Origin of the sequence: Variovorax paradoxus (assembly GCF_009498455.1) — a bacterium.
Taxonomy (GTDB): domain Bacteria; phylum Pseudomonadota; class Gammaproteobacteria; order Burkholderiales; family Burkholderiaceae_C; genus Variovorax; species Variovorax paradoxus_H.
Genome location: NZ_CP045644.1, coordinates 2,931,494 through 2,953,359, shown reverse-complemented (window position 1 = coordinate 2,953,359; position 21,866 = coordinate 2,931,494). Strand labels below are relative to the sequence as shown.

Sequence of the window (21,866 nt, the reverse complement as noted above, 5' to 3'; positions counted from 1 at the left end):
AAACATATGGACATACGCGCCCTGAGGTACTTCGTGGCCGTGGCCGGCACCGGCCACATGACGCGCGCCGCCGAGCAGCTGGGCATCCAGCAGCCGCCGCTGAGCCTGCAGATCAAGGCGCTGGAGCGCGAGCTGGGCGTGCTGCTGTTCAAGCGCCACCCGCGCGGCGTGGCGCTCACCGACGCCGGCCGGCTGTTCCAGGCCGAGGCGCTGCGCATGCTGCAGGACATGGAGGCCATGAAGCAGCGCATGGCGCGCGTGGCTCAGGGCCAGACCGGCACGCTCGCGGTCGGCTTCACCAGCTCGGCCGCGGCGCACCGCTTCATGCCAGAGGCGCTGCGCGCGTTCCGCCGCGCGCACCCCGGCGTGGAGCTGCAGCTGCGCGAAGACAACGCCGCCGAACTCACCGAGGCGCTGGCGGCCGGCCGGCTGCACTGCGGCCTGCTGCGCGTGCCGGTGGCGCGGCCCGAGGGGCTGGTGTTCGAGACGCTGCTGCGCGAGCCCGTGTGGGTCGCGATGCCGAGCGACCACCGCTTCGCAACGGCTGCGAATGGCAAGAAGCCGGCGAAGCCACTGTCGCTGTCGAAACTCTGCGAAGAAGGCATCATCCTCGTGCGCCGCCCGGGCGCGCCCGGGCTCTATGCCGAGCTGCTCGCGCTGTGCCACGCGCAGGGCCTGCGCCCGCGCGTGGTGGCCGAAGTCGATCGCATGATGACCAACCTGAACCTCGTGGCCGCGGGCGTCGGCCTGTCGGTGGTGCCCACTTCGATGACCGGCGTGCACGCGCACGCCATCGCCTACACGCGACTGGCCGATGGCGGCCAGCTCGATGCGCCGCTCACACTGGTGTCGCGTGTCGACGAAGACAACCTGCCGGCGCGGCACTTCGCGGCGCTGCTGCGCGGGCTGGCTGAGGGGAAGCCCGTCGCATGACCCAGCCGCTGTTGCGCCGCCACTTCCTGCAACGCATCGGCTTTGCAGCCGCGTGCGCGTTGCCGCATCTGTCGCACGCGGCCTCGTCGCCCTGGCCGAGCCGCCCCGTGCGCCTGATCGTGGTCTACCCGCCGGGCGGTGTGAGCGACGGCATGGCGCGCGCGCTGGCCGAGCCGCTGGCGCAGTCGCTGGGCGTGCCGGTGCTCATCGAACACCGCGCCGGCGCGGGCGGCAGCCTGGGCATGGACGCGCTCGCACGCGCCACGCCCGACGGCCACACGCTCGCGTTTTCCGCCATCAGCCCGCTGACCCTGCACCCGCTGCTCGCGCGTGCGCCCTACGACCCGCTGCGCGCCTTCGCGCCCGTGGCCAGCGTGATGCGCACACCGGTGCTCGTCGTCGGCACGCCGGCCTTCGCAGGCCGCGGCTTTGCAGAGCTGATCGCGCTGGCGCGCCGCCAGCCCGGCGCGGTGCGCTGGGCCACCTCGGGCGTCGCGACCATCGGCCACATGGTGCTCGCACAGGTGCGCATGCAAAGCCGCACCGACATCACGCACATCCCCTACCAGGGCGGCGGGCCGCAGCTCAACGACGCGCTCGGCGGGCAGTTCGAAGTGCTGTCGACCAACGTCGCGGCGCAGCAGCTGCAGTACATCGAGAGCGGTCGCCTGCAGGCGCTGGCTGTCGGCGCGCCCGCGCGCATCGAAGCGCTGCCTGCCGTGCCCACGCTCGCGGAGCTGGGCTACGAGAAGGCGAACCGCGATTCGCTGTTCGGCATCTTCGCGCCGGCGCGCACGCCCGCGGCAGTGGTGCAGCGCCTCAACGCCGAGATCAACCGGCTGCTGCAGGGCGACACGCTGCGCGCGCGCTTGCGCGAGGCCTACAACCTGCCGGCGCGAGGGAGCATCGACGACTTCGCGCAGGAGATTGCGGCCGACCGGCGGCGCAACCGCGCGCTGGTGGCGGGCGCGCGGGCGCAGTTCGATTAGGGCGGTGCCGCCGTCCAGCCAAAGCCCGCGTACCAGGGGCTGAAGCGCGACGGGCGCTGTTCGATGTCGACCTGCTTCACCGCGCTGGCCAGTGCCGGCGACACGTTGCGCAACGCCGTCACGGTCCATGCGCGGTCGAGCTGCTTGAGCAGGCGGGCCTCGCAGCCGGGGCTCTCGCGCAGGCCGACGGGCGCCAGGCCCAGCTGCACGGCGACATGCCCCTGCGCGGCGGCGCGTTCCCAGAGCACGCGCCGGCGCTCGGAGCCCAGCAGTGTCAGCTGGCGCAGTTCGTACTCGCCGGCCGGCAGCACGCCGGGCACGGCGTTCACCTGCAGGCGCACGTCCTTGCCCAAACCGTTCCGGTCGGCGTCGAAGAGCCATTCGAAGTGATCGGTGGGCACCTGCGCCTGGATCGCCATCAGGCAGGGCGCGGGCAAGGGTTGCGTGCCCCGCAGCGTCTGGCGCGTGAGCACCATCAGCTCGGCGGTCTTCGACACCAGCGACAGCGGGACCGGTGCCTGGTCGCCCGTCACGATCCGTGCGTCGATCGCGGCAGGCAGTGCCGGCACGGTGGCCGCGTTGGCCGCGTGCGCCAGCACCTGCGGGAACAGCGGGGGTAGCGTCCTGCCGTTGCCGAAGCTCTCGCCCGTGGCGATCTCCAGACGATCCGGACTCAGGCGGTAGTAGCTCGGCAGCGTCGCCTCCACGCCGTAGCCGCCGCGGCGCGTGGTCACGCGTTGGTAGAACTCGCGCGATGTGCTCGTCAGCAGCGGCTGCAGGGCGCGCACCAGTTCCTGGCGCTGCGCTTCGCTGACAGCGTTCAGATCGATGCGGATGCGGTTCGATGGGTAGGTGAAGAGCTTGGCCATGCCCCGCTCGAGTTCCGCCTTGTCCGGCGCGCGCGTCACATAGAGAACGAAGCCGCCCACGAGCGCGGCAACGCAGGTCGCCAGCGTGAAGTAGCCCGCGAACTTGAAGAAACGCCCGGCCGCCGGGGAGCTCATCCGCCGCTCCAGTGCCCCGAAGACCCGCAGCAGGACGACGCCGACGATCACGACGCCGACGATCAACAGCACCACGGTGGCTGCGTTGAAGGCGAAACTCAGAAAGCCCATGCCGCTGCGTTCAGGCGCAGCGCCCGACAACTCCCGACAACGCGTCAGTCCTCCGCGCGCCAGAGCCGCGGATAGTCGCGCACGAAGCCTTCGGCCGTGACGACCAGCACCTCTGCGTAATCGAAGCGCTTGGCTTCGTACGCGTACGTGCTGTCGCTGCGCCGTTCGTAGCGCTGCATCAGCTCGCTGAGCCCGCCGTCTTCGATATCGACCCAGGCCGCCGGCGCATCGGCGCTTTCGCCCGTGGCAAGGTTCAGGCGGCGCAGCTGCAGCAGGTTGGTGGCGGGCGTGAAGCCCAGGTCGAGATCGACGCAGTGCGACATGTCGGGCACGGCTTCGTCGTTGAGCTTCCAGTGGCCGCGCGCATCGCGCGTGATCGACAGGTCGATGGCCGACTCGCCGAGCCAGCCGCGCACCGTGCCCCATTGCGTGTGCCAGAGCAGGTCGCAGCGCACGCGGTAGTGCAGCTGCGCGATGCGCCCGCCTTCGGTGCGGAACACCGCCGCGCCGTCGAGCTGCCAGGCCGAGGCGTTGCGTTCGAGGCGACAGGCATCGTGGCCCGGTGCATCGAGCCTGCGCCAGAGGATGGAGGCGACGGTTTGCATATGGCGCGGATCATGGCACCGGCATGCCGCGGGGCGCAAGCGGCATCCCGCAAAATGCCCTGCATGTCGAAAGCCCTTTATCCGTTGCTGTCTACCCTTCTTGCCCTTCTGCCAGCGGGCGCCGGCCACGCAGCCACTGCCTTGAAAGACGGCGACATCATCTTCCACACCTCGCGCTCGGCCCAGAGCGTCGCCGTACAGCGCGCCACCGGCTCGCGCTACAGCCACATGGGCATCGTGCTGCTGCGAGAGGGCAAACCCTACGTGTTCGAGGCCGTCTCGACGGTGCGCTACACGCCGCTGGCGCAATGGACCGCGCGCGGCAACGGCGGGCGCTACGTCGTGAAGCGGCTGCGCGACGCCGGCACACGGCTCACGCCCGGCGCGGTGGCGCGCCTGCATGCACGCACCTCGGACTTCGCGGGCCGCCCGTACGACCTGACCTTCGAATGGTCGGATTCGCGCATCTACTGCTCGGAACTCGTGTGGAAGCTCTACGACCGCGCGCTGGGCGTGCGCATCGGCGAGCTGCAGAAGATCCGCAGCTTCAACCTCTCCGACCCGGCCGTGCGCGCGAAGATGCGCGAGCGCTACGGCGACGCCGTGCCGATGGACGAGCCGGTGATCTCGCCGGTGGCGATGTTCGACTCGCCGCTGCTGGTGACGGTCGAATCGCGCTGACGGCTACTGCACCGCCGCCAGCACGCTGTCAAGAAACTGCTTCGCCGGCGTGCCGAAATCCTCAGGGACGTAGTCGCGCGAAAAGTCGCGCGCAAACGCCGCCTCGACGTCGTCGTGCGACCCGATGTAGTCCGCAATCTCGGCACGCAGCGCAGCCAGCTCGGCCGGGGTGCTCGACTCGCGGTAGGACGCCATGATCTCGGCGCCGGTTTCGCCGAAGAGGATGTCGGCGTCCTGGCCGAAATAAACCTTGGTGAGGTGGTCGATCAGTTCGAATCGCATCGTGGGTCGTGAGGAAGAAATGTCGGGACGGCCGGCCGTCGTATGTCTGCAGTGCGCCCTCGTCGTCCCGCGGGTGGGGATTGAAATTCCGCCGCATTCTTGCACGCGACACGGGCGCGGGCGAACATGCGCCGAGAGCGAGACAATTGTCACCGTGAGTTCCCAGCCCGCGCCCCCGCCCCTCCGATCCGCCGCATCGCCCACCTCGACATGGACGCGTTCTACGCGTCGGTCGAGCTGCTGCGCTATCCGCAGCTCAAAGGCCTGCCGGTGGTGATCGGCGGCGGCCGGCGGCGCGTCGACGAGGCGATCCGCGACCTGCCCGAAGGCGCCACGCTGGCCGACATTCCCATCGAGGCCTTTCCGCGGCTGAAGGACTACACGGGACGCGGCGTGATCACCACCGCCACCTACCCCGCGCGGCAGTTCGGCATCGGCTCGGCCATGGGGCTCATGAAGGCCGCCAAGCTGTGCCCGCAGGCGCTCATATTGCCGGTCGATTTCGACGAGTACCGGCGCTTCTCGCGCGCCTTCAAGCAGGTCATCCTGGAGATCGCGCCGCTCATGGAAGACCGTGGCGTGGACGAGGTGTACATCGACTTCACCGACGTGCCCGGCGGCCAGCGCGACGGCGGACGCTCGCTGGCGCGGCTGATCCAGAAAGCCATCTTCGACGCCACCGGCCTGACCTGCTCGATCGGCGTGGCACCGAACAAGCTCATCGCCAAGATGGCCAGCGAGTTCGAGAAACCCAACGGCATCTCGGTGGTGTACGAACACGACCTCGAAACCCGCATCTGGCCCCTGCCCTGCCGCAAGGTGAACGGCATCGGGCCCAAGGCCGACGAGAAACTCAAGCGCTTCGGCATCGAGACCGTGGGCCAGCTCGCGGCGCGCGATCGCGGCTGGCTCATCGACACCTTCGGCAAGGCCACGGGCGCCTGGATGCACGAGGTGGCCTGGGGCCGCGACAACCGGCCCGTGGTCACCGAGAGCGAGCCCGTGTCGATGAGCCGCGAGACCACCTTCGAGCGCGACCTGCATGCGGTGCGCGACCGCGCCGAGCTGGGCGCGATCTTCACCCACCTGTGCGAGAAGCTGGCCGAAGACCTGCAGCGCAAGGGCTACGTGGGCAAGACCATCGGCATCAAGCTGCGCTACGACGACTTCAAGATCGCCACGCGCGACCAGACCATCGAGCGCTACACCGCCGACGGCAAGACCATCCGCCAGATCGGCGGCCAGTGCCTCAAGCGCGTGCCGCTGGAACGGCCGCTGCGCCTGCTGGGCGTGCGCGTGGGCGCGCTGGCCAAGGCCGGCAGCCCCGAGGCGCTGGCGCCCGCAGGAAGCGCCCGCAGCACGGAGCCGGTGGCGACCACGGCGTCGCTGTTCTGACCGACCGCCCGATGATCCGACGCTGGCTGCTGCGCATTGCATTCACCCTGCTGGGGCTGCTGCTCGCGATCACGCTGTACGTGGCGGTGGCTTGCGCGCTGGTCTTCTTACCGGCGAACGCGAAACCACCGGCCGAGCCTGCGACCGTCGAGGCCTGGGTGCTGAGCAACGGCGTGCACACCGACCTGGTGTTTCCGGTGCGTTCGGCCACTATCGACTGGCAGCAGCTCTTTCCGCGGTCCGACTTCAAGGCGCCGCCGCCCGATGCCGAGTTCGTTGCCATCGGCTGGGGCGACCGCGAGTTCTACCTGCACACGCCGACCTGGGCCGACCTCACGGCGGCGCGCGCCTTCGGGGCGCTGTCGGGCGGCAACCGCTCGCTGCTGCACGTGACCTACCTGCAGCGCGCGCAGCTGCGGCGCGGGGCCTACAAGCTGCCGCTCTCGCAGGCGCAGTACGCGCAGATCGTGGCCCATGTGCGCGCCACGCTTCCCTCAGGCCGCGCGGTGCCGATCGCGGGCGCGCACTACGCGAGCGACGATGCCTTCTACGAAGCAAAAGGCAGCTATCACCTGTTCGAGACCTGCAACACCTGGACCGGCCGCGGCCTGCGCCAGGCGGGCGTCACGGTGAGCCGATGGACGCCGTTCGACTTCAACGTGACGTGGCACCTTCAGCCGGTGCCGCAGCGCTGACGGTCTTCAGGGCTTGGGCACGCCCGCCGACCACGTGGGCCAGTTCTTCACGATGTGATCGGCCACGCGCGTGCCCACCAGCGCGATGTTCTCCACCGTCTCGGCAAAGCCGCCCGCCGTTTCGCCCGGTGCCGGGTCCAGGTGCTGCAGCGTGGTTTCCTTCGGGTTGCCCTGGTCGAAGTTGACCGCGCCGCGCAGGCTCATCACGCGGTCGGTGCCGTGGGTGCGCTTGATCACGAGGGTGATGGCGGCGGCTTCCATTTCGGTGATCACGTAGTCGTCGGCGCCGTACAGCTTCGCGATGTATTGCGCCTGCTTCGACATGCCGGGGCCGTGGAAGAAGGTGTCGCCCGTCATGTGCGTGCCGGTGCCTACGAAGGGCGCGCGGCGTGCGGCCGCGTCGGAATAACGCAGTCGGTACTTGCGGGCCGACTCCGAGTCTTTCAGCGGCGTGTCGGCCGACAGCTTCATGGCCCAGCCGACGAGGTCGGGGTTGAGCTTGAAGCGGCGGTACTCCTCGTAGCCCTTGCGCGGCATGAAGGTGGGTTCGCCGGGCTTGTTCTCTTCGGGCGCCCAGCGGTGGCCGAGGTCGTAGTCGACGAGCCAGGTGGCCCAGCTCACCTCGCCGATGGTGCCGCGCTGGGGCGGCGTGCCGGCCACGCCGGAGATCACGTAGTAGGCCTGCGAGAAGTCGAACTGCGGGTTCAGCAGGATGGCCTGCATCGACGACGACGAGTTGACCTTGCCCATGCCGAGCACCGCGCCGCACACGCCGTCGGTGTTGCAGTACACGGGCTGCAGCGCGCCGGGCACGGCCATGGGCTTGGCGCCCTTCCAGTAGCGCTCGTACCAGTGCTGGAACTCGCCGGCGCGGTCGCCGGTGTTCTGGCCGATCTCGAACATGGCGGCGACGAACACCTTCACCTTGACGGGCGCACCGGTGGCTGCGGCTGCGCGGGTGTCGGCGGTGGGCGCATGGGAGGCGCAGGCGGTGGCGAGCAACACGGCGCCGCACAGCGCCAGACCGCGGGAGCCCCGGGTGATGCGGCGGGAGTTCAGGAGGGACATGGATGGAATCCGAAGAGAAGAAAGAAGGAAGGAAAAGCGCGCCCCGGTAACAGCGTGAGCATGCGGCGTCCTACACCGCGCGATTGTCGATGCTGGCACAAGCACTTGGTCATGCCTTCGATGCAAACCCCATGCCGGCCCGCCCCGGCGTCTGCCCAACTCCTGGCCGGTGGCCTGGTCTACGTGAACCCCGGCATGCCGGGCATCCGCCGCCTGAAGTGGGGCGACAGCTTTCGCTACCGCGACGCACAAGGCCGCTGGGTGCGCGACGCCGACACGCTCGCGCGCATCCGCAGCCTGGCGATTCCGCCGGCCTACACCGAGGTGTGGATCTGCCCGCTGCCCCATGGCCACCTGCAGGCCACGGGCCTGGATGCGCGCGGCCGGCTGCAATACCGCTACCACCCCGACTGGCGCGCGCTGCAGGACGGCACCAAGTTCGAGCGCCTCGAAGCCTTCGGGCGCGCCCTGCCCCGCTTGCGTGCGCGCGTGGCGCGCGACCTGCGCGCCGGCACGAAGACCCCCGGGCGTGCGCAGGTCATCGCCACGCTGGTGCGGCTGCTCGACACCACCTTGCTGCGGGTGGGCAACGAGGCCTACGCGAGCAGCAACGGATCGTTCGGCCTCACCACGCTGCGCAATCGCCACGCGGCGGTGCAGGGCTCGGCGCTGCGGCTGCGCTTTCGCGGCAAGAGCGGCGTGGCGCACGAGGCGCGCATCGACGACCCGCGCGTGGCCCACGTGGTGCGCCAGTGCCAGCAGCTGCCGGGGCAGGCGCTGTTCCAGTACACGGACGAGGCGGGCGAGGTGCGCGGCGTGTCGTCCAACGACGTGAACGACTACATCGCCGAAGCCACCGACAGCGGCGACGGCGAGCGCTTCACCGCCAAGGACTTCCGCACCTGGCACGGCACGGTGCAGGCGCTGGAACTCACGCGGCTGGCCTGCGCGTGGGAAGGCGAAGAGCGCCGACCCGGCGCAAGGGACATCCTCGCGGCCGTCGCGCGGCAGCTCGGCAACACGCCGGCGGTCTGCAAGAAGGCGTACGTGCATCCCGCCGTGCTGGCCTTGGGCGAGACACTCGCACGCGAGGACGACACGGCGGTCACCGGCACGCTGCTGGAGAAGATCGCGGCGCGCGCGGCGACCACTGGTCCGGCGCGCGGACTGATCGCGGCGGAGCGGCGATTGCTCGCCTTCCTGCGCGCGAAACGCCGCCCGGCTCAGCCGGCCGCGAGGGCGAAGCGCACGGTGTCGGCGTCGAGCACCACGGCATAGCCGAGGTCTTCGGCCAGGTTCTGCAATGCCACGGGATCGATGGCCAGGGCGCGCGGTGCACGGTGTGCATCGAGCACCGCGCTGGCGCCACCCGGCGCGCGCAGCTGCGCGTGCAGGCGCAGCGCGTCGGTGCCGTCGGCTTCGATGCGGATCGTGCCGGCTTCGTCCACGCCGTCGTGCAGGTAGCCCAGCGCGCCGAGAAACAGGTAGCGCAGCGCGGCGGCATTGGGCCAGCGGGGCTCGTCGGCCTGCGGGGCAGCGAGTGCTTCGTCGACTTCGAGCGTCACGCCGTGCAGGTCGAAGGCCGAGCGCATCAGCGTCATGCATTGCGCGACCAGCGCGCTGCGCGTGACGCCGTCGTCGGTGGTGGCCAGCTCCCAGTCGCGCAGCGAGCGGATCGCGCCGACCAGTTCGGACACCTGGCTGTCGATGAGGTTCACGCGCTCTTCGCAGGCGGCGCCATCGACGGGATCGGCCGCCACCTGGCGCTTGAGCATCAGCACCGCCATGCGGATCACCGAGACGGGCGCGGTCATGTCGTGGCGAAGCGCCGGCAGCGCGCGCGTGAGCAGCTCGTGGCGAACGCCGGCGGCGATCCAGCTGCGGGCGCTGGGCGAGGACTTCATTGCGGTGCGGCGGCCCGCAAGGGCACGCGGCCCGCAAGGCGGGAGGCGGCAGGACACACGGTCAAGGGAAGATTCCTGATGGCGGGAAACAAGCCCACGAGTATCGTGCCCGCTCCGCGCCGCGGCTGTAGGAGCCTGCCTACGCCCGTCCTGCGATGTGCGCCGCCATGCGCTCAGGGCTTGCCGAGGTACGCGCGCACGTCCTTCACCTCGACCCCCGCCGCCGCGACGGCCGAGCGCAGCTGCGCCTCGGTGACGCCCAGCGTCTGGGTCCAGTAGCGGACCTCGTGGAGTTCATTGACGTTGATGCGGCTCGCATCCTGCGGTCCGCGCTTGCTCAGGTCATCGGCCATGGAAAGATCTCCTCGGTAGATGCTTTCACCATGGCACCCGATCGCGCCCTCCGTTAGAGGACACGGGCGCGCGCCCGTGCAGGAAAAGTCCGAAGCGCGTGCCGATGCGCTTCAGGACATGGCAGCGCGCGCCCGCGCCTGCAACTCCCGCTTGAGCAGCTTGCCGTTGGCCGTGGTCGGCATCGCGTCGATCACCTCGATGCGCGCCGGCCGCTTGTAAGGCGACAGGTGCTCGGCCAGGTGCGCGCGCAAGGCCGCCTCGTCGAGCGACGCGCCCGGGTTCAGCTCGACGAACGCGACGATCTGCTCGTTGCCGTCGGCCTCGGGCACGCCGACCACGGCGCACAGGTGCACGCCGGCAAAGCGGCCGATCACCGCCTCGACCTCGGCCGGGTACACGTTGAAGCCCGAGCGGATGATCATTTCCTTGAGCCGCCCGACCACGAACAGCGCGCCGTCGGCGTCGAACCGGCCGAGGTCGCCGGTGGCGTACCAGCCACCCGGGCGCATCACCTGCGCCGTGGCGGCCGCGTCGCGGAAGTAGCCCAGCATCAGGCCCGGGCCGCGCAGCCAGATCTCGCCGGTGTCGCCTGGTGCAGCTTCGGCGCCCTCGGCCGTGACGATGCGCCCCTCGCCGCCCTCGACCACGTAGCCCGCCGACGTGTCGGCGCGCGGCGCCTCGGTGCGCGTGAGGAACACCGAGCCCGCGTACTCCGAGAGCCCGTAGCCGTAGTGCAGCGGCTGGCCGAAGCGCTGCTCCACGCGCTGCTTGAGCGCCGGGTCGAGCGGCGCGGAGCCCGTGTACACGTAGCGCAGGTTCGGAAAGCGCGGCGCCAGTTGCTGCGCCTCGATGTGCGCGAGCAGCCGCGCGTACATCGTCGGCGGCCCGAGCAGGTTCGACACCTGGCCGTGCGCCAGCGCCTCGAGCATGTCGGCCGGCGAGAAGCTGGCGCGCAGCACCAGCGCGGCCCCGCCCGTGAGCGCGGCCATCAACACGGTGCCGATGCCGAAGATGTGCGTCATCGGCAGGAAGGCGTAGACGCGGTCGTGCGTGTCGAGCGCGCGCACCGCCGCCGACACGCGGCCGAAGTGCAGCAGCCCGCGGTGCGACACCATCACACCCTTGGGCGTGCCTGAGGTGCCCGACGTGAAGATGATCGCGGCGGCATCGGCCAGTGCCGCGTCGGGCTCGGGGCGGGCGTCGGCGCGCGCGGCGGTGAACATCACGCCGGGCAGCGTGGCCGGTACCGCCGACGCGCGCTGCGCGTGCGTGCGCGCGGCATCGGACGCATCGGTGGTGAAGGCGCACAGCCGCGCGTCGGCACGCTCGGCAATGGCGGCGATCTCGCCCGGCGACATGCGCGCGTTGACACCGCACGACCACGCGCCCACACGGCTGCAGGCCAGCAGCAGCGCGATGTGGGCGGCGCAGTTCTCGGCCACCAGCAGCACGCGGTCGGTGGGCCGCACGCCGGCGGCGAGCAGGTCGTTCGCAGCGGTCTCGACCATGGCCTGCAGCGCGCCATAGGTGGTGGTGCCGCCGAGTTCGTACAGGAACACCGCCTCCGGCGTGCGGGCGGCGCGGTCTTCGAGCAGGTGATGAATGCGTGAGGGCTGCATCGGCTATTCCGCCTCGATGCCCTTGGACGCGCTCGCCCACAGCTTGCGGTCCGACACGCCCTTGGTGCCCAGCACCTCCGGTGCGCCCGTCCAGACGTCGTAGCCCTGCTCGCGCAGGCGGTGCGCGATGTCTTCGCGCGCCAGCATCTTCTGCGCCGCGGCATTCACGCGCGCGACCAGCGCCGGGTCCATGCGCGCCGGGCCGTACAGGCCGAACCAGCCGCCCACGTCGTAGCCGGGCACGCCCGACTCGATCATGGTCGGCACGTCGGGCAGCATGCGGTTGCGCTGGCGCGAGGTGACGGCCAGCGCGCGCAGCTTGCCCGATTGGATGAAGGGTCGCGAGGTGGCGATGATGTCGAACATCATCGGCACGGTGCCGGCCATCACGTCGGCCAACGCCGGCGCGCTGCCCTTGTACGGCACGTGCGTGAGCTGCAGGCCGCTCATCTTCTCGAGCAGTGCGCCGCACAGGTGGTTGGACGCGCCCACGCCCGCCGAGCCGTAGAACAGCTTGCCGGGCTTGGCCTTCGCATACGCCAGCAGCTCGCCCACGTTGCGCACCGGCAGGTCGTTGTTGACCACGAGCACGTTGGTGTAGTCGACCAGCGGCGCCAGGGGCGTGAGGTCCTTCATCGGATCGAAGGGCATGCTGCGCTGCACGTTCGGGTTGATGGTGATGGTCGGGCTCGCGGCGAAGAACAGCATCGCGCCATCGGGCGGCGCCTTGGCGACGGCGTTGCCGCCGAGCGAACCGGCCGCGCCAGGCCGGTTGTCGACGATCACCTGCGTGCCCAGTTCCTGGCCCAGCGCGGGCGCAAGCAGGCGCGCGGCGCCGTCCACCGGCCCGCCGGCGGAATAGCCGACCACCAGCTTGATGAGCGGCGGCAGCGGCTGCTGCTGCTGCGCGAAGGCCCGGTGCGGCAGTGCAGCGAGCGCCGCGCTGCCCGCCAGCGCGGCCATGAGATGGCGGCGCGAAAAGAGGTCGAGGGATTGCATGAGCGTTGTCTCCTTTTGTGTATGTCTTCGGTCGCTCACATCGCTCAGGCCGGCAAGTCCAAAACTTGCCGCGCGAGGATGTTGCGCTGGATCTCGTTCGTGCCGCCGTAGATCATTGCGGCGGTGGAGCCGATGAGCGGCGAGAGCACGTTGAAGCTCTGGCCGTCGAGCAGCTGGTCGCCTGCGACCGCGCCCTGCTCTTCGCCGGCCTCGACCAGCAAGGCGCCGATGCGGTGGTACGTCTCGCTGGCCCAGATCTTCAGCAGTGACACCGACGCGGGCAGCGGCTTGCCCGCGCGCACGATGTTGGCGAAGTCCGTGTACGCGGCCGACAGGTCGAGCACGTCGAGCCGCAGCGCCGCGAAGCGCTGTGCAAACACCGGGTCGGCAAACAGCCGCCGTGCCTGCCCGAGCCGCGCGAGCTGGCCCAGCGCGTACTGCGACTGCTTGGGGCTGCCCAGGAAGATGCGCTCGAAGCCCAGCAGCGCCTTCGCGATCGTCCAGCCGCCGTGCAGCTGGCCCACGAGCTGGTCGGCCGGCACGCGCACGTTGTCGAAGAACACTTCGCAGAACTCGGGCTCGCCCGCCAGCGTGTGAATGGGCCGCACCGTGACGCCCGGCGTGCGCAGGTCGCACAGCAGGAAGCTGATGCCTTCCTGCTTGCGCGCGCCCTTGTCGGTGCGCACGAGCATGAAGATGTGGTTGGCATCTTGTGCGAGCGTGGTCCAGATCTTCTGGCCGTTGACGACGAAGTGATCGCCCTGCGCATCGCGCCCCGCCACCGCCTCGGTGCGCAGGCCGGCCAGGTCGGAGCCGGCATTGGGCTCCGAATAGCCCTGGCACCACACGTGCTCGCCGCTCAGGATCCGCGGCAGAAAGCGCTGCTGCTGTTCGGGCGTGCCGTGCTGGATCAGCAGCGGCCCGATCATCACGATGCCCTGGTCGGGCGCGCGCGCCACGCCGTGCTGCTCCAGCTCTTCGATCCAGGCGATGAGCTTGTCGGCCGGCAGACCCATGCCGCCATGCGACTGCGGCCAGGCCGGCGCGATCCAGCCCTGCGCCGAGAGCGTGAGGTACCAGTCGCGCATCTCGCTCCAGCGCGCGCGGTGCGAGAGGTAGCGCAACTGCGCCGGATACCGCTGCTGCAGGAAGCCACGCACCATGCGGCGGAACTCGGCCTCGGGCACCGTGGACCAGTCGGTGGTGCGCGCCAGGAACTCGCCATGCCAGGCCGCTGCACCACTCGCAGCAGCTTCGGCTTCGCCCGTCAGCGCGGCATGGCGGCGCTGGTGCGCCGTGGCATTGCCCAGCCATGCCGACAGGCACAGCACGCGCTTGTAGAACAGGCTCAGGTCGCACTCCTGCGTGTAGCCGATGGCCCCATGCAGCTGCACCGCCGCGCGCGACGCTTGCAACGCAGCAGCCGTGCAACGCGCGTTGACGCGGCTGGCTTCGGCTTCGAGCCGGTCAGAAGGCATCGTGCCGTCGCCCACCAGCGCCAGCACTTCGTTGAGCGTGGCCTGCGCCACTTCGAGGTGGATGAACATGTCGACGCTGCGGTGCTGCAGCGCCTGGAAGCTGCCGATGGGCTTGCCGAACTGCGAGCGCGTGCGAAGGTAGGCCAGCGTCTGCGCCAGCATCGCCTGCCCCGCGCCGAGCAGCTCGGCGGCCTGCAGGATTTGTCCGGCGGCGAGCGCCTGGCGCAGGGCCTCCTGCGCGGCCGGCCCGCTGGCCAGCACGGCGTCGGCCGGCAGCACGACCTCTTCGAAGCGGAGGTTCGCTGCCTGGCTGCCATCGACCAGCGGTACGAGCGTCTCGCTCACGCCCTCTGTGCCGCGCGGCACCCACAGCAGCACGGCGTCGTCCTCGCCGCGCGCCGACACCAACCAGCCGCTGGCGGCGGCGCCGGGCAGCACCATGAGCTTGTCGCCTTGCAACAGAACGCCGCCCACATGACCCGCGCGCGCTTCGCAGCCGCAGGCCAGCGGCACGGCGCTGAGGTCGCCGGCGCTTTCCTGCCAGGCCAGCGCGGGCAGGCTGCGGCCCGCGACCAGTTCGGCCAGCAAGGCACGCGCCGCCGGCGAGTCGAGCCGCGCCAGCAGCAGCGCGCTCAGGCCCGCGACGGCCAACAGCGGCTCGGGCGCTGCGTGCTCGCCGGCCGCACGCAGGATTTCTGCAGCGCCGTCGAGCCCCAGCGCGAGGCCGCCGGCCGCTTCGGGCGCCAGCATGCCGGGCCAGCCGAGGGCCGCGATCTCGCCCCAACCTTGCGCCTCGTCGGCCTCCGGACGTTCGGTGCGGGCACGGCGCCGCGCGGTGGCGCCGCTGCGGGTGAAGTAGTCGAGCGCCGCTTCGCGCACGGCCAAAAGTGAGTCGGAATCCATCGCGCTGTCTGCCTTTTCTGTTCCGTTGCAATGACGAGTCGCAGCGTGCCCGAAGACCCCGCCGCAGGGCATTCGCAATTGCGGAAGGGAGGGTTTGGCAATCACTGAGTGGCCGATCGCACGCGCGGGGATAGATTTGCAGCCATGACAAAGATCAAGAAATCCCTGCACACCGACCTCGGCCACAGCACGCCCGACAAGATCACCGTGCGCGGGCGCGACCTGCCCTCGGAAATCCTCGGCCACCTCAACCTGGGCGACATGGCCTTCCTGGAGCTGACGGGCCGCATCCCGACGCCGCAGGAATCCGTGACCTTCAACGCCATCGTCGTCACGCTGGTGGAGCACGGCGTCACGCCGAGCGCGCTGGCCGCTCGGCTCACCTACGCCGGCGCACCCGAAGCCCTGCAGGCCGCCGTGGCCGCCGGCCTGTGCGGGCTGGGCAGCGTGTTCGTGGGCAGCACCGAAGGCGCCGCGAAGATGCTCTACGAGGCCATTCCCTTCGGCGAGAAGCCGAGTCGTCCGCTGGCCGACATGGCCAAGGACATCGTGGCCGACCACCGCGCGCGCAAGATCATCGTGCCGGGGCTGGGCCATCCGCTGCACAAGCCGATCGACCCGCGCACGCCGCGCCTGTTCCAGATCGCGGCCGAGAACGGCCTCTCCAGCCACTACGTCGCGCTGATGCAGGCGGTGCAGGAAGAGGCCGAGCGCGTGTCGGGCAAGTCGCTGCCGATCAACGCGACCGGTGCCATCGGCGCCATTGCCGCCGAGTTCGGCTTTCCATGGAAGATCATTCGCGGCTTCGGCGTGATGGCGCGCGCCATCGGCCTCGTGGGCCACATCCTCGAAGAGATCGACGACCCGATGGCCATCGAGATCTGGCAACGCGTCGAAAAAGAAGCAGGCGGCCCCCGCCAGGACTGAAGCACATGATGATCGCCACCGACAACCGTTTCCCCGACATCCGCGACGCCGTGCGCGACCTGTGCGCGCAGTTTCCCAACGAGTACTTCCGCAAGGTCGACGAGGCGCGCGGCTACCCCGCCGAGTTCGTCGACGCACTCACCAAGGCCGGCTGGATGGCCGCACTGATTCCGCAGGAATACGGCGGCTCGGGGCTGGGCCTGACCGAAGCCTCGGTGATCATGGAAGAGATCAACCGCTGCGGCGGCAACTCGGGCGCCTGCCACGGCCAGATGTACAACATGGGCACGCTGCTGCGCCACGGCAGCGAGGCGCAGAAGCGCCAGTACCTGCCGAAGATCGCCAGCGGCGACTTGCGCCTGCAGTCGATGGGCGTGACCGAGCCGACCACCGGCACCGACACCACGAAGATCAAGACCACCGCCGTGAAGAAGGGCGACCGCTATGTCATCAACGGGCAGAAGGTGTGGATCTCGCGCATCCAGCATTCGGACCTGATGATTTTGCTGGCGCGCACCACGCCGCTGGCGGACGTGAAGAAGAAATCGGAAGGCATGTCGATCTTCATCGTCGACCTGCGCGAGGCCATCGGCAAGGGCATGACCGTGCGCCCCATCCTGAACATGGTGAACCACGAGACCAACGAGCTGTTCTTCGAGAACCTCGAGATCCCGGCCGAGAACCTGATCGGCGAGGAAGGCCAGGGCTTCAAGTACATCCTCGATGGCCTCAATGCCGAGCGCACGCTGATCGCCGCCGAGTGCATCGGCGACGGCTACTGGTTCATCGACAAGGTGACGGCCTACACGAAGGACCGCGTGGTGTTCGGCCGTCCCATCGGGCAGAACCAGGGCGTGCAGTTTCCGATTGCCGAAGCCTTCATCGAGACCGAGGCCGCCAACCTGATGCGCTACGAGGCCTGCCGCCTGTTCGACGCGCGCCAGCCCTGCGGCGCACAGGCCAACATGGCGAAGTACCTCGCGGCCAAGGCGAGCTGGGAGGCGGCCAATGCGTGCCTGCAGTTCCACGGCGGCTTCGGCTTTGCGTGCGAATACGACATCGAGCGCAAGTTCCGCGAGACGCGGCTGTACCAGGTGGCGCCGATCTCGACGAATCTGATCCTGAGCTATGTCGCCGAACACATGCTCGGCTTGCCACGCTCGTTCTGAAGGACTGCACATGAACGCCATCGACCACCCCAGCAAGGTGCTCGCGACCTTCGCCGCCGAGCTGAAGTTCGCCGACATTCCCGCGCCCGTGCTGCGCCGCACCGAGGACCTGATGCTCGACTGGCTCGGCTCGGTGCTCGCGGCCCGCACCGCGCGGCCGATACGCAGCATCGAGCGCTTCGCGCAGATGATGGGCCCCGCTGACGGGCCGAGCGAAATCCTCACTTCGCGGCGCACCAGCTCGCCGCTGTTCGCAGCGCTGGTCAACGCGGCGGCCTCGCACTACGTGGAGCAGGACGACGTGCACAACGGCTCGGTGTTCCACCCGGCCGCAGTGGTCATCGCACCCGCACTGGCCGTGGCGCAGAGCATCGGTGCCAGCGGCGCGCAGCTGCTGACGGCCGTGGTCGCAGGCTACGAGGTCGGCATCCGCGTCGGCGAGTTCCTGGGCCGATCGCACTACCGCACCTTCCACACCACGGCGACGGCGGGCACGCTCGCAGCAGCCGCGGCGGTGGGCCGGCTGCTCGAGCTGTCGTCGCAGCAGATGCTGCATGCCTTCGGCTCGGCCGGCACGCAGTCGGCCGGTGTGTGGGAGTTCTTGCGCGACGCCGCCGATTCGAAACAGCTGCACTGCGCGCACGCGGCGGCCAGCGGGTTGATGTCGGCCTACCTCGCGCAGGACGGATTCACGGGTGCGGCAAAAATCCTCGAAGGCGCGCAGGGGCTGGGCGTGGGCATGTCGAGCGACGCCGATCCGGCGAAGCTCACCGACGGCCTGGGCACGCGCTGGACGCTGGCCGAAACCTCGTTCAAGTACCACGCCTCTTGTCGCCACACGCACCCGGCCGCCGACGCGCTGCTGCAGGTGATGGAACAGAACCAGCTCACGCCGGCGGATGTTTCCCAGGTCACGACCCATGTGCACCAAGGCGCCATCGACGTGCTGGGCCGCGTGACGGTGCCAGCCACGGTGCACCAGGGCAAGTTCTCGATGGGCACGGTGCTGGGCCTCATCGCCGTGCACGGCCGCGCGGGCCTGGGCGAGTTCGACCGCGACTTTCTCTCGCCCGAGGTCTCGGCCTTCCGCGAGAAGGTGACGATGGCGCTCGACGACGAGGTCGACACCGCCTACCCCGCGCGCTGGATCGGCAAGGTCAGCGTGCACACCACCGACGGCCGCACATTGACTGGCCGCGTCGACGAGCCCAAGGGCGACCCCGGCAACAGCCTGAGCCGCGCCGAGATCGAGGACAAGATGCAGCGCCTCGCGCACTACGGCGAAGGCGCGACGGCCGACGAAGCAAAGGCGCTGTGCGAGCGCGTCTGGCAGCTGGCCGACACGGCCCGCGTGGGGCGCTGGCTCGGCTGACGCCGCTCAGGCGAACAGCCGGCCCTGCCCCGGCGAGCGCGCATCGAGCCCCGCAGTGCGCACGAGGTCCCAGAAGCCCGCGGGCGAGCTGGACACCACGGGCACCTGCAGGCGCGCCTCGACCTCGCGCACGGCATCGAGCGTGACGAGGCCGCCGCACGAGATGAGGAGGCCGTCGGCGCCGGGCTGCTCTTCGAACACCTTGAGGCACAGGTCGACCAGCACCTCGGTCGACACCTGGCCGACGGCCTGCACATCGGAGATGGCCAGGCCTTCGAGCGCGAGCGGTTCGAAGTCGCTCTGTTCGAGGTAGGTGCGCAGCTGCATGTTGACCTCGTCGATGTAGGCCGTGGCGACGGCCACGCGCCGCACCTTGAGGTGGCGCAGGCCCGCGATGATCGCGTCGCTCATCGTCGTGCAGGGCAGGTCCGTGGCCTGTTCCATCTCTCGCTGGAGTTGACGCGTGAAGGCGACGCCGCGGAAGAAGCTCAGCGAGGTGCCCATGAGGGAGACGGCGCTGGCGCCTTCTGCCTTCAATTCCAGCGCCTTGCCGATGACCGAGTCGATCACTTCGGTGTAGCCGCGGGTGGAGATTTCGCCGAGGCCCAAACCTTTCGCCGTGAAGCGGATGCAGTCGCCGTAGAGCAGTGGGCCGTCTACCGGGACTGCGCCGGCTGCTGGGGGGACGATGAGGCCCAGATGAGGAGGACGGGTCATGGGTGTGGCTCCTTTTTGTTCAGGGCGTGTGCACAGGCCACCGGGTACTTCCCTCCGCGAATGTCCCCCGGGCTTCGCCCTCCTCCTTGATTTCGCTGCGGGAAGCACCCAGTGTCCTGTGCACACTGGGCGCTGTCGTTGTGCCGTTCGATCAACAACCGCACTGAGTCACGCTCACGTCGATGGGGTGCCTTGCGCAGCGAAATCAAGGAGGAGCGAAGCGGGGGACATTCGCGGAGCAAGGCTCCCCGTCGGCGGGAGCGTCGCCCTGAAGAACCGCAGCACACAGAAAAACGACTCGAACAGACCGCCACCTCAGTTCCCCTCCGCCACGATGCGCTGGTCCGTGATGATGCGTTTCCATCGCGTGGTTTCCTCCGCCATGTCCTTGCCCAGCTGGGCCGGCGTGGCATAGGCACGCAGCGTGCCTTGTGCAGCAGCGGCTGCGCCCGTCTCCGGCATGTCGAGCACGGTCTTCACGGCGGCCGAGAGCTTGTCGACGACATCGTTCGGCGTGCCCGCCGGTGCCAGCAGGAAGATGCGCGGTGCCACGTCGAAGCCCGGCAACGCATCGGCCAGCGGTGCCACGCTTTCAGCGCCTTCGAGCCTGGCGTTGTTCAGCAGCGCGAGCGCGCGCAGCTTGCCGGCCTTCGACTGCGCCATGGCGGCGGTGGCGCTCACCACGCCCAGCGGCACCTGGCCGCCGACCACGTCGGGCACGATCTGCGCGGCGCCGCGATACGGCACATGCACCACGAACGCGCCGGTGGATTGCTTGAGCATCTCGAAGCCCAGGTGCTGCACGGTGCCGACACCCGACGACGCGTAGGAGTAGCGGCCGGGGTTCGCCTTGAGTTCCTTGACGAGTTCGGCGGGCGTCTTCGCGGGAAAGTCATTGCCCGCGACGATCATCAGCGGCGACATGAAGGCACCGGCCACGGGCTTGAAACTGGTCAGCGGATCGATGGGAATCTTCGGCTGCAGCAGCTTGGCGATGAGCAAGGCACTGTCGCCCATCATCAGCGTGTAGCCGTCGGGCGGCGCCTTGGCGACGAGGTCGGCCGCGATGAGACCGGTGGCGCCGGTGCGGTTTTCGACCAGCACCTGCTGGCCCAGCACGGCGGGCAAGCGCGCGCTGAGCATGCGCGCGACGGCATCGACGCCGCCGCCGGCCGAGTAGCCGACGACGATGCGGATGGGCTTGTCGGGAAACTTCTGCGCCCACGCGGCGGGTGCGGTGGCCAGCAGGCCGGCCAGGGCCAGGGCGGCCCGCATTGCATGTCGGCGCGAGGGCCGGCTCGCTTCTTCTCGTCTTCTGTCGTTCATCTTGTCTCCGTGGTGGTCGGGATTCGCCGGCCGTCTGCGCGGCCTGGTCGTGGTCGGAAGTGTCGTTGCGCGTCAGGCCTTTCCCTTGCCGTGCGAGGTCGGCAGCTTCGCAAGCTCGCGCACGCGCTCGGCATTGGGCATGAAGCCCAGGCCCGGCGCTTCGGGCAGCGTGAGCCAGCCCTGGTCGGGCACGGGCAGGCCGTCGAAGATCTGCTTGAGCATCTGCACCGCGACGTAGTGGTACTCGACCAGCCCGCCGTTCGACACGCCCGCGTGCAGGTGCATGTTGTGGAAAGGCCAGGCGCCGCCGTTGTCGATCGGCACGTTGAAGGCCGCGGCCATGCCCGCGATCTTCAGGCACTGCGAGTAGCCGCCCGAGATGGTCACGTTGGGCTGCAGCACGTCGGCCGCCTGGTTCACGAGCAGGTCGCGGAAACGGTAGGCCAGGCCTTCGTTCTGCCCGCAGGCCAGCGGGATGCGCGTGCGTGCGCGCAGCTGGGTCATCTGGCGCACGTCGTTCTGCGTGAGTGGCTCTTCGAAGAAGCTGATGCCGTAGGGCTCGATGCGTTGCGCGAGTTCGGTCGCGTGGAACAGGTCGAGGCCGCAATTGGCATCGACGTACAGCTTGACGTCGGGGCCCACGGCTTCGCGCACGGCGGCCACGCGGCGCACGTCTTCGGCGATGACTTCGTCGAGCGGGCGCGGCTCGTCGCGGCGCGCGAGGGCGTGGTTGCCGACGGTCATCTTCAGGCGCTGGAAGCCCTGCGACACCCACAGCTTGGCGGCGGCGGCGAGCTGGTCGCGCTCGAAGAAGCCGAAGCCGAAGGTGGCGTACACCGGCACCTTGGCACGCGCGCCGCCGAACAGGCGCCACAGCGGCTGGCCGAGCGCCTTGCCCTTCAGGTCCCACAGGGCGATGTCGAGCGCGGCGATGGTGTGGCTCGCGTAGCCGGTCTGGCCGCGCGGCGAGAGCAGCCAGTAGAGCTTCTCCCACAGGCGTTCGGTGGCCATCGGGTCTTCGCCGATCAGTGCGGGGCCGGCCACTTCGCGCACAGCGGCGGCGATGATTTCTTCTTCGGTGATGGCCGTCATGCCATGGCCGACGAGGCCGGTGTCGGTCTCGATCTCGGTGAGGCACAGCGACAGCGAGGTCTGCTTGTTCAGGCCGACCACGTCGATGGTCACGGGGATGTTCAGCGGCGTGGCGCTGACGCGGATGATCTTCAAGGCTGTCTCCTTTGGTGTGCACGCATCTTTGCGCGAGGGCCGCAGGAGAACAATTCGTTTTTGGCGAGTTCGAGCCTTCGCGCGGCGCGAAGGCTCGTCGCCCGATGG

21 protein-coding genes are annotated in these 21,866 nt (G+C 69.6%); 9 read left to right on the top strand and 12 right to left on the bottom strand.

Annotated features, from left to right (window positions below):
- The first annotated feature begins 6 nt into the window (after positions 1 to 6).
- Positions 7 to 933 carry a LysR family transcriptional regulator gene (locus GFK26_RS13520; protein ID WP_153282398.1) on the top strand — a complete coding sequence of 309 codons (927 nt, stop codon included), beginning with the start codon at positions 7 to 9 and terminating at the stop codon, positions 931 to 933.
- Positions 930 to 1,922: a Bug family tripartite tricarboxylate transporter substrate binding protein gene (locus GFK26_RS13515; protein WP_153282397.1), complete on the top strand. Its 993-nt coding sequence runs from the start codon at positions 930 to 932 to the stop codon at positions 1,920 to 1,922. The genes GFK26_RS13520 and GFK26_RS13515 overlap by 4 nt, the downstream gene beginning before the upstream one ends.
- On the opposite strand, the gene GFK26_RS13510 is transcribed toward GFK26_RS13515, so the two are convergent.
- Both GFK26_RS13510 and GFK26_RS13505 read right to left on the bottom strand, forming a co-directional pair.
- The gene (locus GFK26_RS13510) at positions 1,919 to 3,037 is read right to left on the bottom strand and encodes a hypothetical protein (protein ID WP_153282396.1); all 1,119 of its coding nucleotides are present in this window, start codon (positions 3,035 to 3,037) and stop codon (positions 1,919 to 1,921) included. The genes GFK26_RS13515 and GFK26_RS13510 overlap by 4 nt on opposite strands.
- Positions 3,038 to 3,081: 44 nt before the next feature.
- Complete coding sequence (locus GFK26_RS13505) at positions 3,082 to 3,642, bottom strand: putative glycolipid-binding domain-containing protein (protein ID WP_153282395.1); 561 nt, start codon at positions 3,640 to 3,642, stop codon at positions 3,082 to 3,084.
- A gap of 141 nt (positions 3,643 to 3,783) precedes the next feature.
- Here GFK26_RS13505 and GFK26_RS13500 point away from each other — a divergent pair, with 141 nt between their 5' ends.
- On the top strand, positions 3,784 to 4,323 hold the full coding sequence (locus GFK26_RS13500; RefSeq protein ID WP_416222555.1) for a YiiX family permuted papain-like enzyme: 540 nt from the start codon (positions 3,784 to 3,786) through the stop codon (positions 4,321 to 4,323).
- Positions 4,324 to 4,326: 3 nt separating this feature from the next.
- Here GFK26_RS13500 and GFK26_RS13495 read toward each other — a convergent pair whose 3' ends face one another.
- Positions 4,327 to 4,605 (bottom strand): contact-dependent growth inhibition system immunity protein, encoded by a 279-nt coding sequence (locus tag GFK26_RS13495; RefSeq protein WP_153282393.1) that lies wholly within the window; start codon positions 4,603 to 4,605, stop codon positions 4,327 to 4,329.
- A 210-nt stretch (positions 4,606 to 4,815) separates the two neighbouring features.
- Here GFK26_RS13495 and dinB point away from each other — a divergent pair, with 210 nt between their 5' ends.
- Positions 4,816 to 6,000 carry a DNA polymerase IV gene (gene dinB, locus GFK26_RS13490; RefSeq protein WP_228122008.1) on the top strand — a complete coding sequence of 395 codons (1,185 nt, stop codon included), beginning with the start codon at positions 4,816 to 4,818 and terminating at the stop codon, positions 5,998 to 6,000.
- An 11-nt stretch (positions 6,001 to 6,011) separates the two neighbouring features.
- Complete coding sequence (locus GFK26_RS13485; RefSeq protein ID WP_153282391.1) at positions 6,012 to 6,695, top strand: TIGR02117 family protein; 684 nt, start codon at positions 6,012 to 6,014, stop codon at positions 6,693 to 6,695.
- A 6-nt stretch (positions 6,696 to 6,701) separates the two neighbouring features.
- Here GFK26_RS13485 and GFK26_RS13480 read toward each other — a convergent pair whose 3' ends face one another.
- Positions 6,702 to 7,763 (bottom strand): purine-nucleoside phosphorylase, encoded by a 1,062-nt coding sequence (locus GFK26_RS13480; protein ID WP_153282390.1) that lies wholly within the window; start codon positions 7,761 to 7,763, stop codon positions 6,702 to 6,704.
- Between the two features lie 111 nt (positions 7,764 to 7,874).
- Between GFK26_RS13480 and GFK26_RS13475 the strand changes: the two genes are divergently transcribed.
- The gene (locus GFK26_RS13475) at positions 7,875 to 9,041 is read left to right on the top strand and encodes a DNA topoisomerase IB (RefSeq protein ID WP_153282389.1); all 1,167 of its coding nucleotides are present in this window, start codon (positions 7,875 to 7,877) and stop codon (positions 9,039 to 9,041) included.
- Here GFK26_RS13475 and GFK26_RS13470 read toward each other — a convergent pair.
- The 5 genes from GFK26_RS13470 to GFK26_RS13450 form a co-directional block, all read right to left on the bottom strand.
- Complete coding sequence (locus GFK26_RS13470) at positions 8,987 to 9,667, bottom strand: hypothetical protein (RefSeq protein ID WP_153282388.1); 681 nt, start codon at positions 9,665 to 9,667, stop codon at positions 8,987 to 8,989. The genes GFK26_RS13475 and GFK26_RS13470 overlap by 55 nt on opposite strands.
- 173 nt (positions 9,668 to 9,840) lie before the next feature.
- Positions 9,841 to 10,020 carry a DUF3606 domain-containing protein gene (locus GFK26_RS13465; protein ID WP_056572234.1) on the bottom strand — a complete coding sequence of 60 codons (180 nt, stop codon included), beginning with the start codon at positions 10,018 to 10,020 and terminating at the stop codon, positions 9,841 to 9,843.
- Positions 10,021 to 10,131: 111 nt separating this feature from the next.
- Entirely contained in the window at positions 10,132 to 11,640 is a 1,509-nt protein-coding gene (locus tag GFK26_RS13460; RefSeq protein ID WP_153282387.1) for a class I adenylate-forming enzyme family protein, read from the bottom strand.
- Between the two features lie 3 nt (positions 11,641 to 11,643).
- Entirely contained in the window at positions 11,644 to 12,639 is a 996-nt protein-coding gene (locus GFK26_RS13455; RefSeq protein WP_153282386.1) for a Bug family tripartite tricarboxylate transporter substrate binding protein, read from the bottom strand.
- 44 nt (positions 12,640 to 12,683) lie between these two features.
- Positions 12,684 to 15,020 (bottom strand): acyl-CoA dehydrogenase, encoded by a 2,337-nt coding sequence (locus GFK26_RS13450; RefSeq protein WP_153282385.1) that lies wholly within the window; start codon positions 15,018 to 15,020, stop codon positions 12,684 to 12,686.
- Between the two features lie 144 nt (positions 15,021 to 15,164).
- Here GFK26_RS13450 and GFK26_RS13445 point away from each other — a divergent pair, with 144 nt between their 5' ends.
- The 3 genes from GFK26_RS13445 to GFK26_RS13435 are packed head-to-tail and all read left to right on the top strand — an operon-like array spanning position 15,165 to position 18,488.
- The gene (locus GFK26_RS13445) at positions 15,165 to 15,947 is read left to right on the top strand and encodes a citryl-CoA lyase (RefSeq protein ID WP_095949640.1); all 783 of its coding nucleotides are present in this window, start codon (positions 15,165 to 15,167) and stop codon (positions 15,945 to 15,947) included.
- A 5-nt stretch (positions 15,948 to 15,952) separates the two neighbouring features.
- Positions 15,953 to 17,116: an acyl-CoA dehydrogenase family protein gene (locus GFK26_RS13440; protein WP_180839065.1), complete on the top strand. Its 1,164-nt coding sequence runs from the start codon at positions 15,953 to 15,955 to the stop codon at positions 17,114 to 17,116.
- Positions 17,117 to 17,126: 10 nt separating this feature from the next.
- Positions 17,127 to 18,488, top strand: a complete 1,362-nt coding sequence (locus GFK26_RS13435; RefSeq protein WP_153282384.1) for an MmgE/PrpD family protein — start codon at positions 17,127 to 17,129, stop codon at positions 18,486 to 18,488.
- Between the two features lie 6 nt (positions 18,489 to 18,494).
- Here the strand turns inward: GFK26_RS13435 and GFK26_RS13430 are convergent, their stop codons facing one another.
- The 3 genes from GFK26_RS13430 to GFK26_RS13420 all read right to left on the bottom strand — a co-directional run bounded on the left by GFK26_RS13430 (position 18,495) and on the right by GFK26_RS13420 (position 21,758).
- Positions 18,495 to 19,205: an aspartate/glutamate racemase family protein gene (locus tag GFK26_RS13430; protein ID WP_153282383.1), complete on the bottom strand. Its 711-nt coding sequence runs from the start codon at positions 19,203 to 19,205 to the stop codon at positions 18,495 to 18,497.
- A 315-nt stretch (positions 19,206 to 19,520) separates the two neighbouring features.
- Positions 19,521 to 20,480 (bottom strand): Bug family tripartite tricarboxylate transporter substrate binding protein, encoded by a 960-nt coding sequence (locus GFK26_RS13425; RefSeq protein ID WP_228122007.1) that lies wholly within the window; start codon positions 20,478 to 20,480, stop codon positions 19,521 to 19,523.
- A 123-nt stretch (positions 20,481 to 20,603) separates the two neighbouring features.
- The gene (locus tag GFK26_RS13420) at positions 20,604 to 21,758 is read right to left on the bottom strand and encodes a mandelate racemase/muconate lactonizing enzyme family protein (RefSeq protein WP_153282381.1); all 1,155 of its coding nucleotides are present in this window, start codon (positions 21,756 to 21,758) and stop codon (positions 20,604 to 20,606) included.
- Positions 21,759 to 21,866 lie beyond the last annotated feature (108 nt).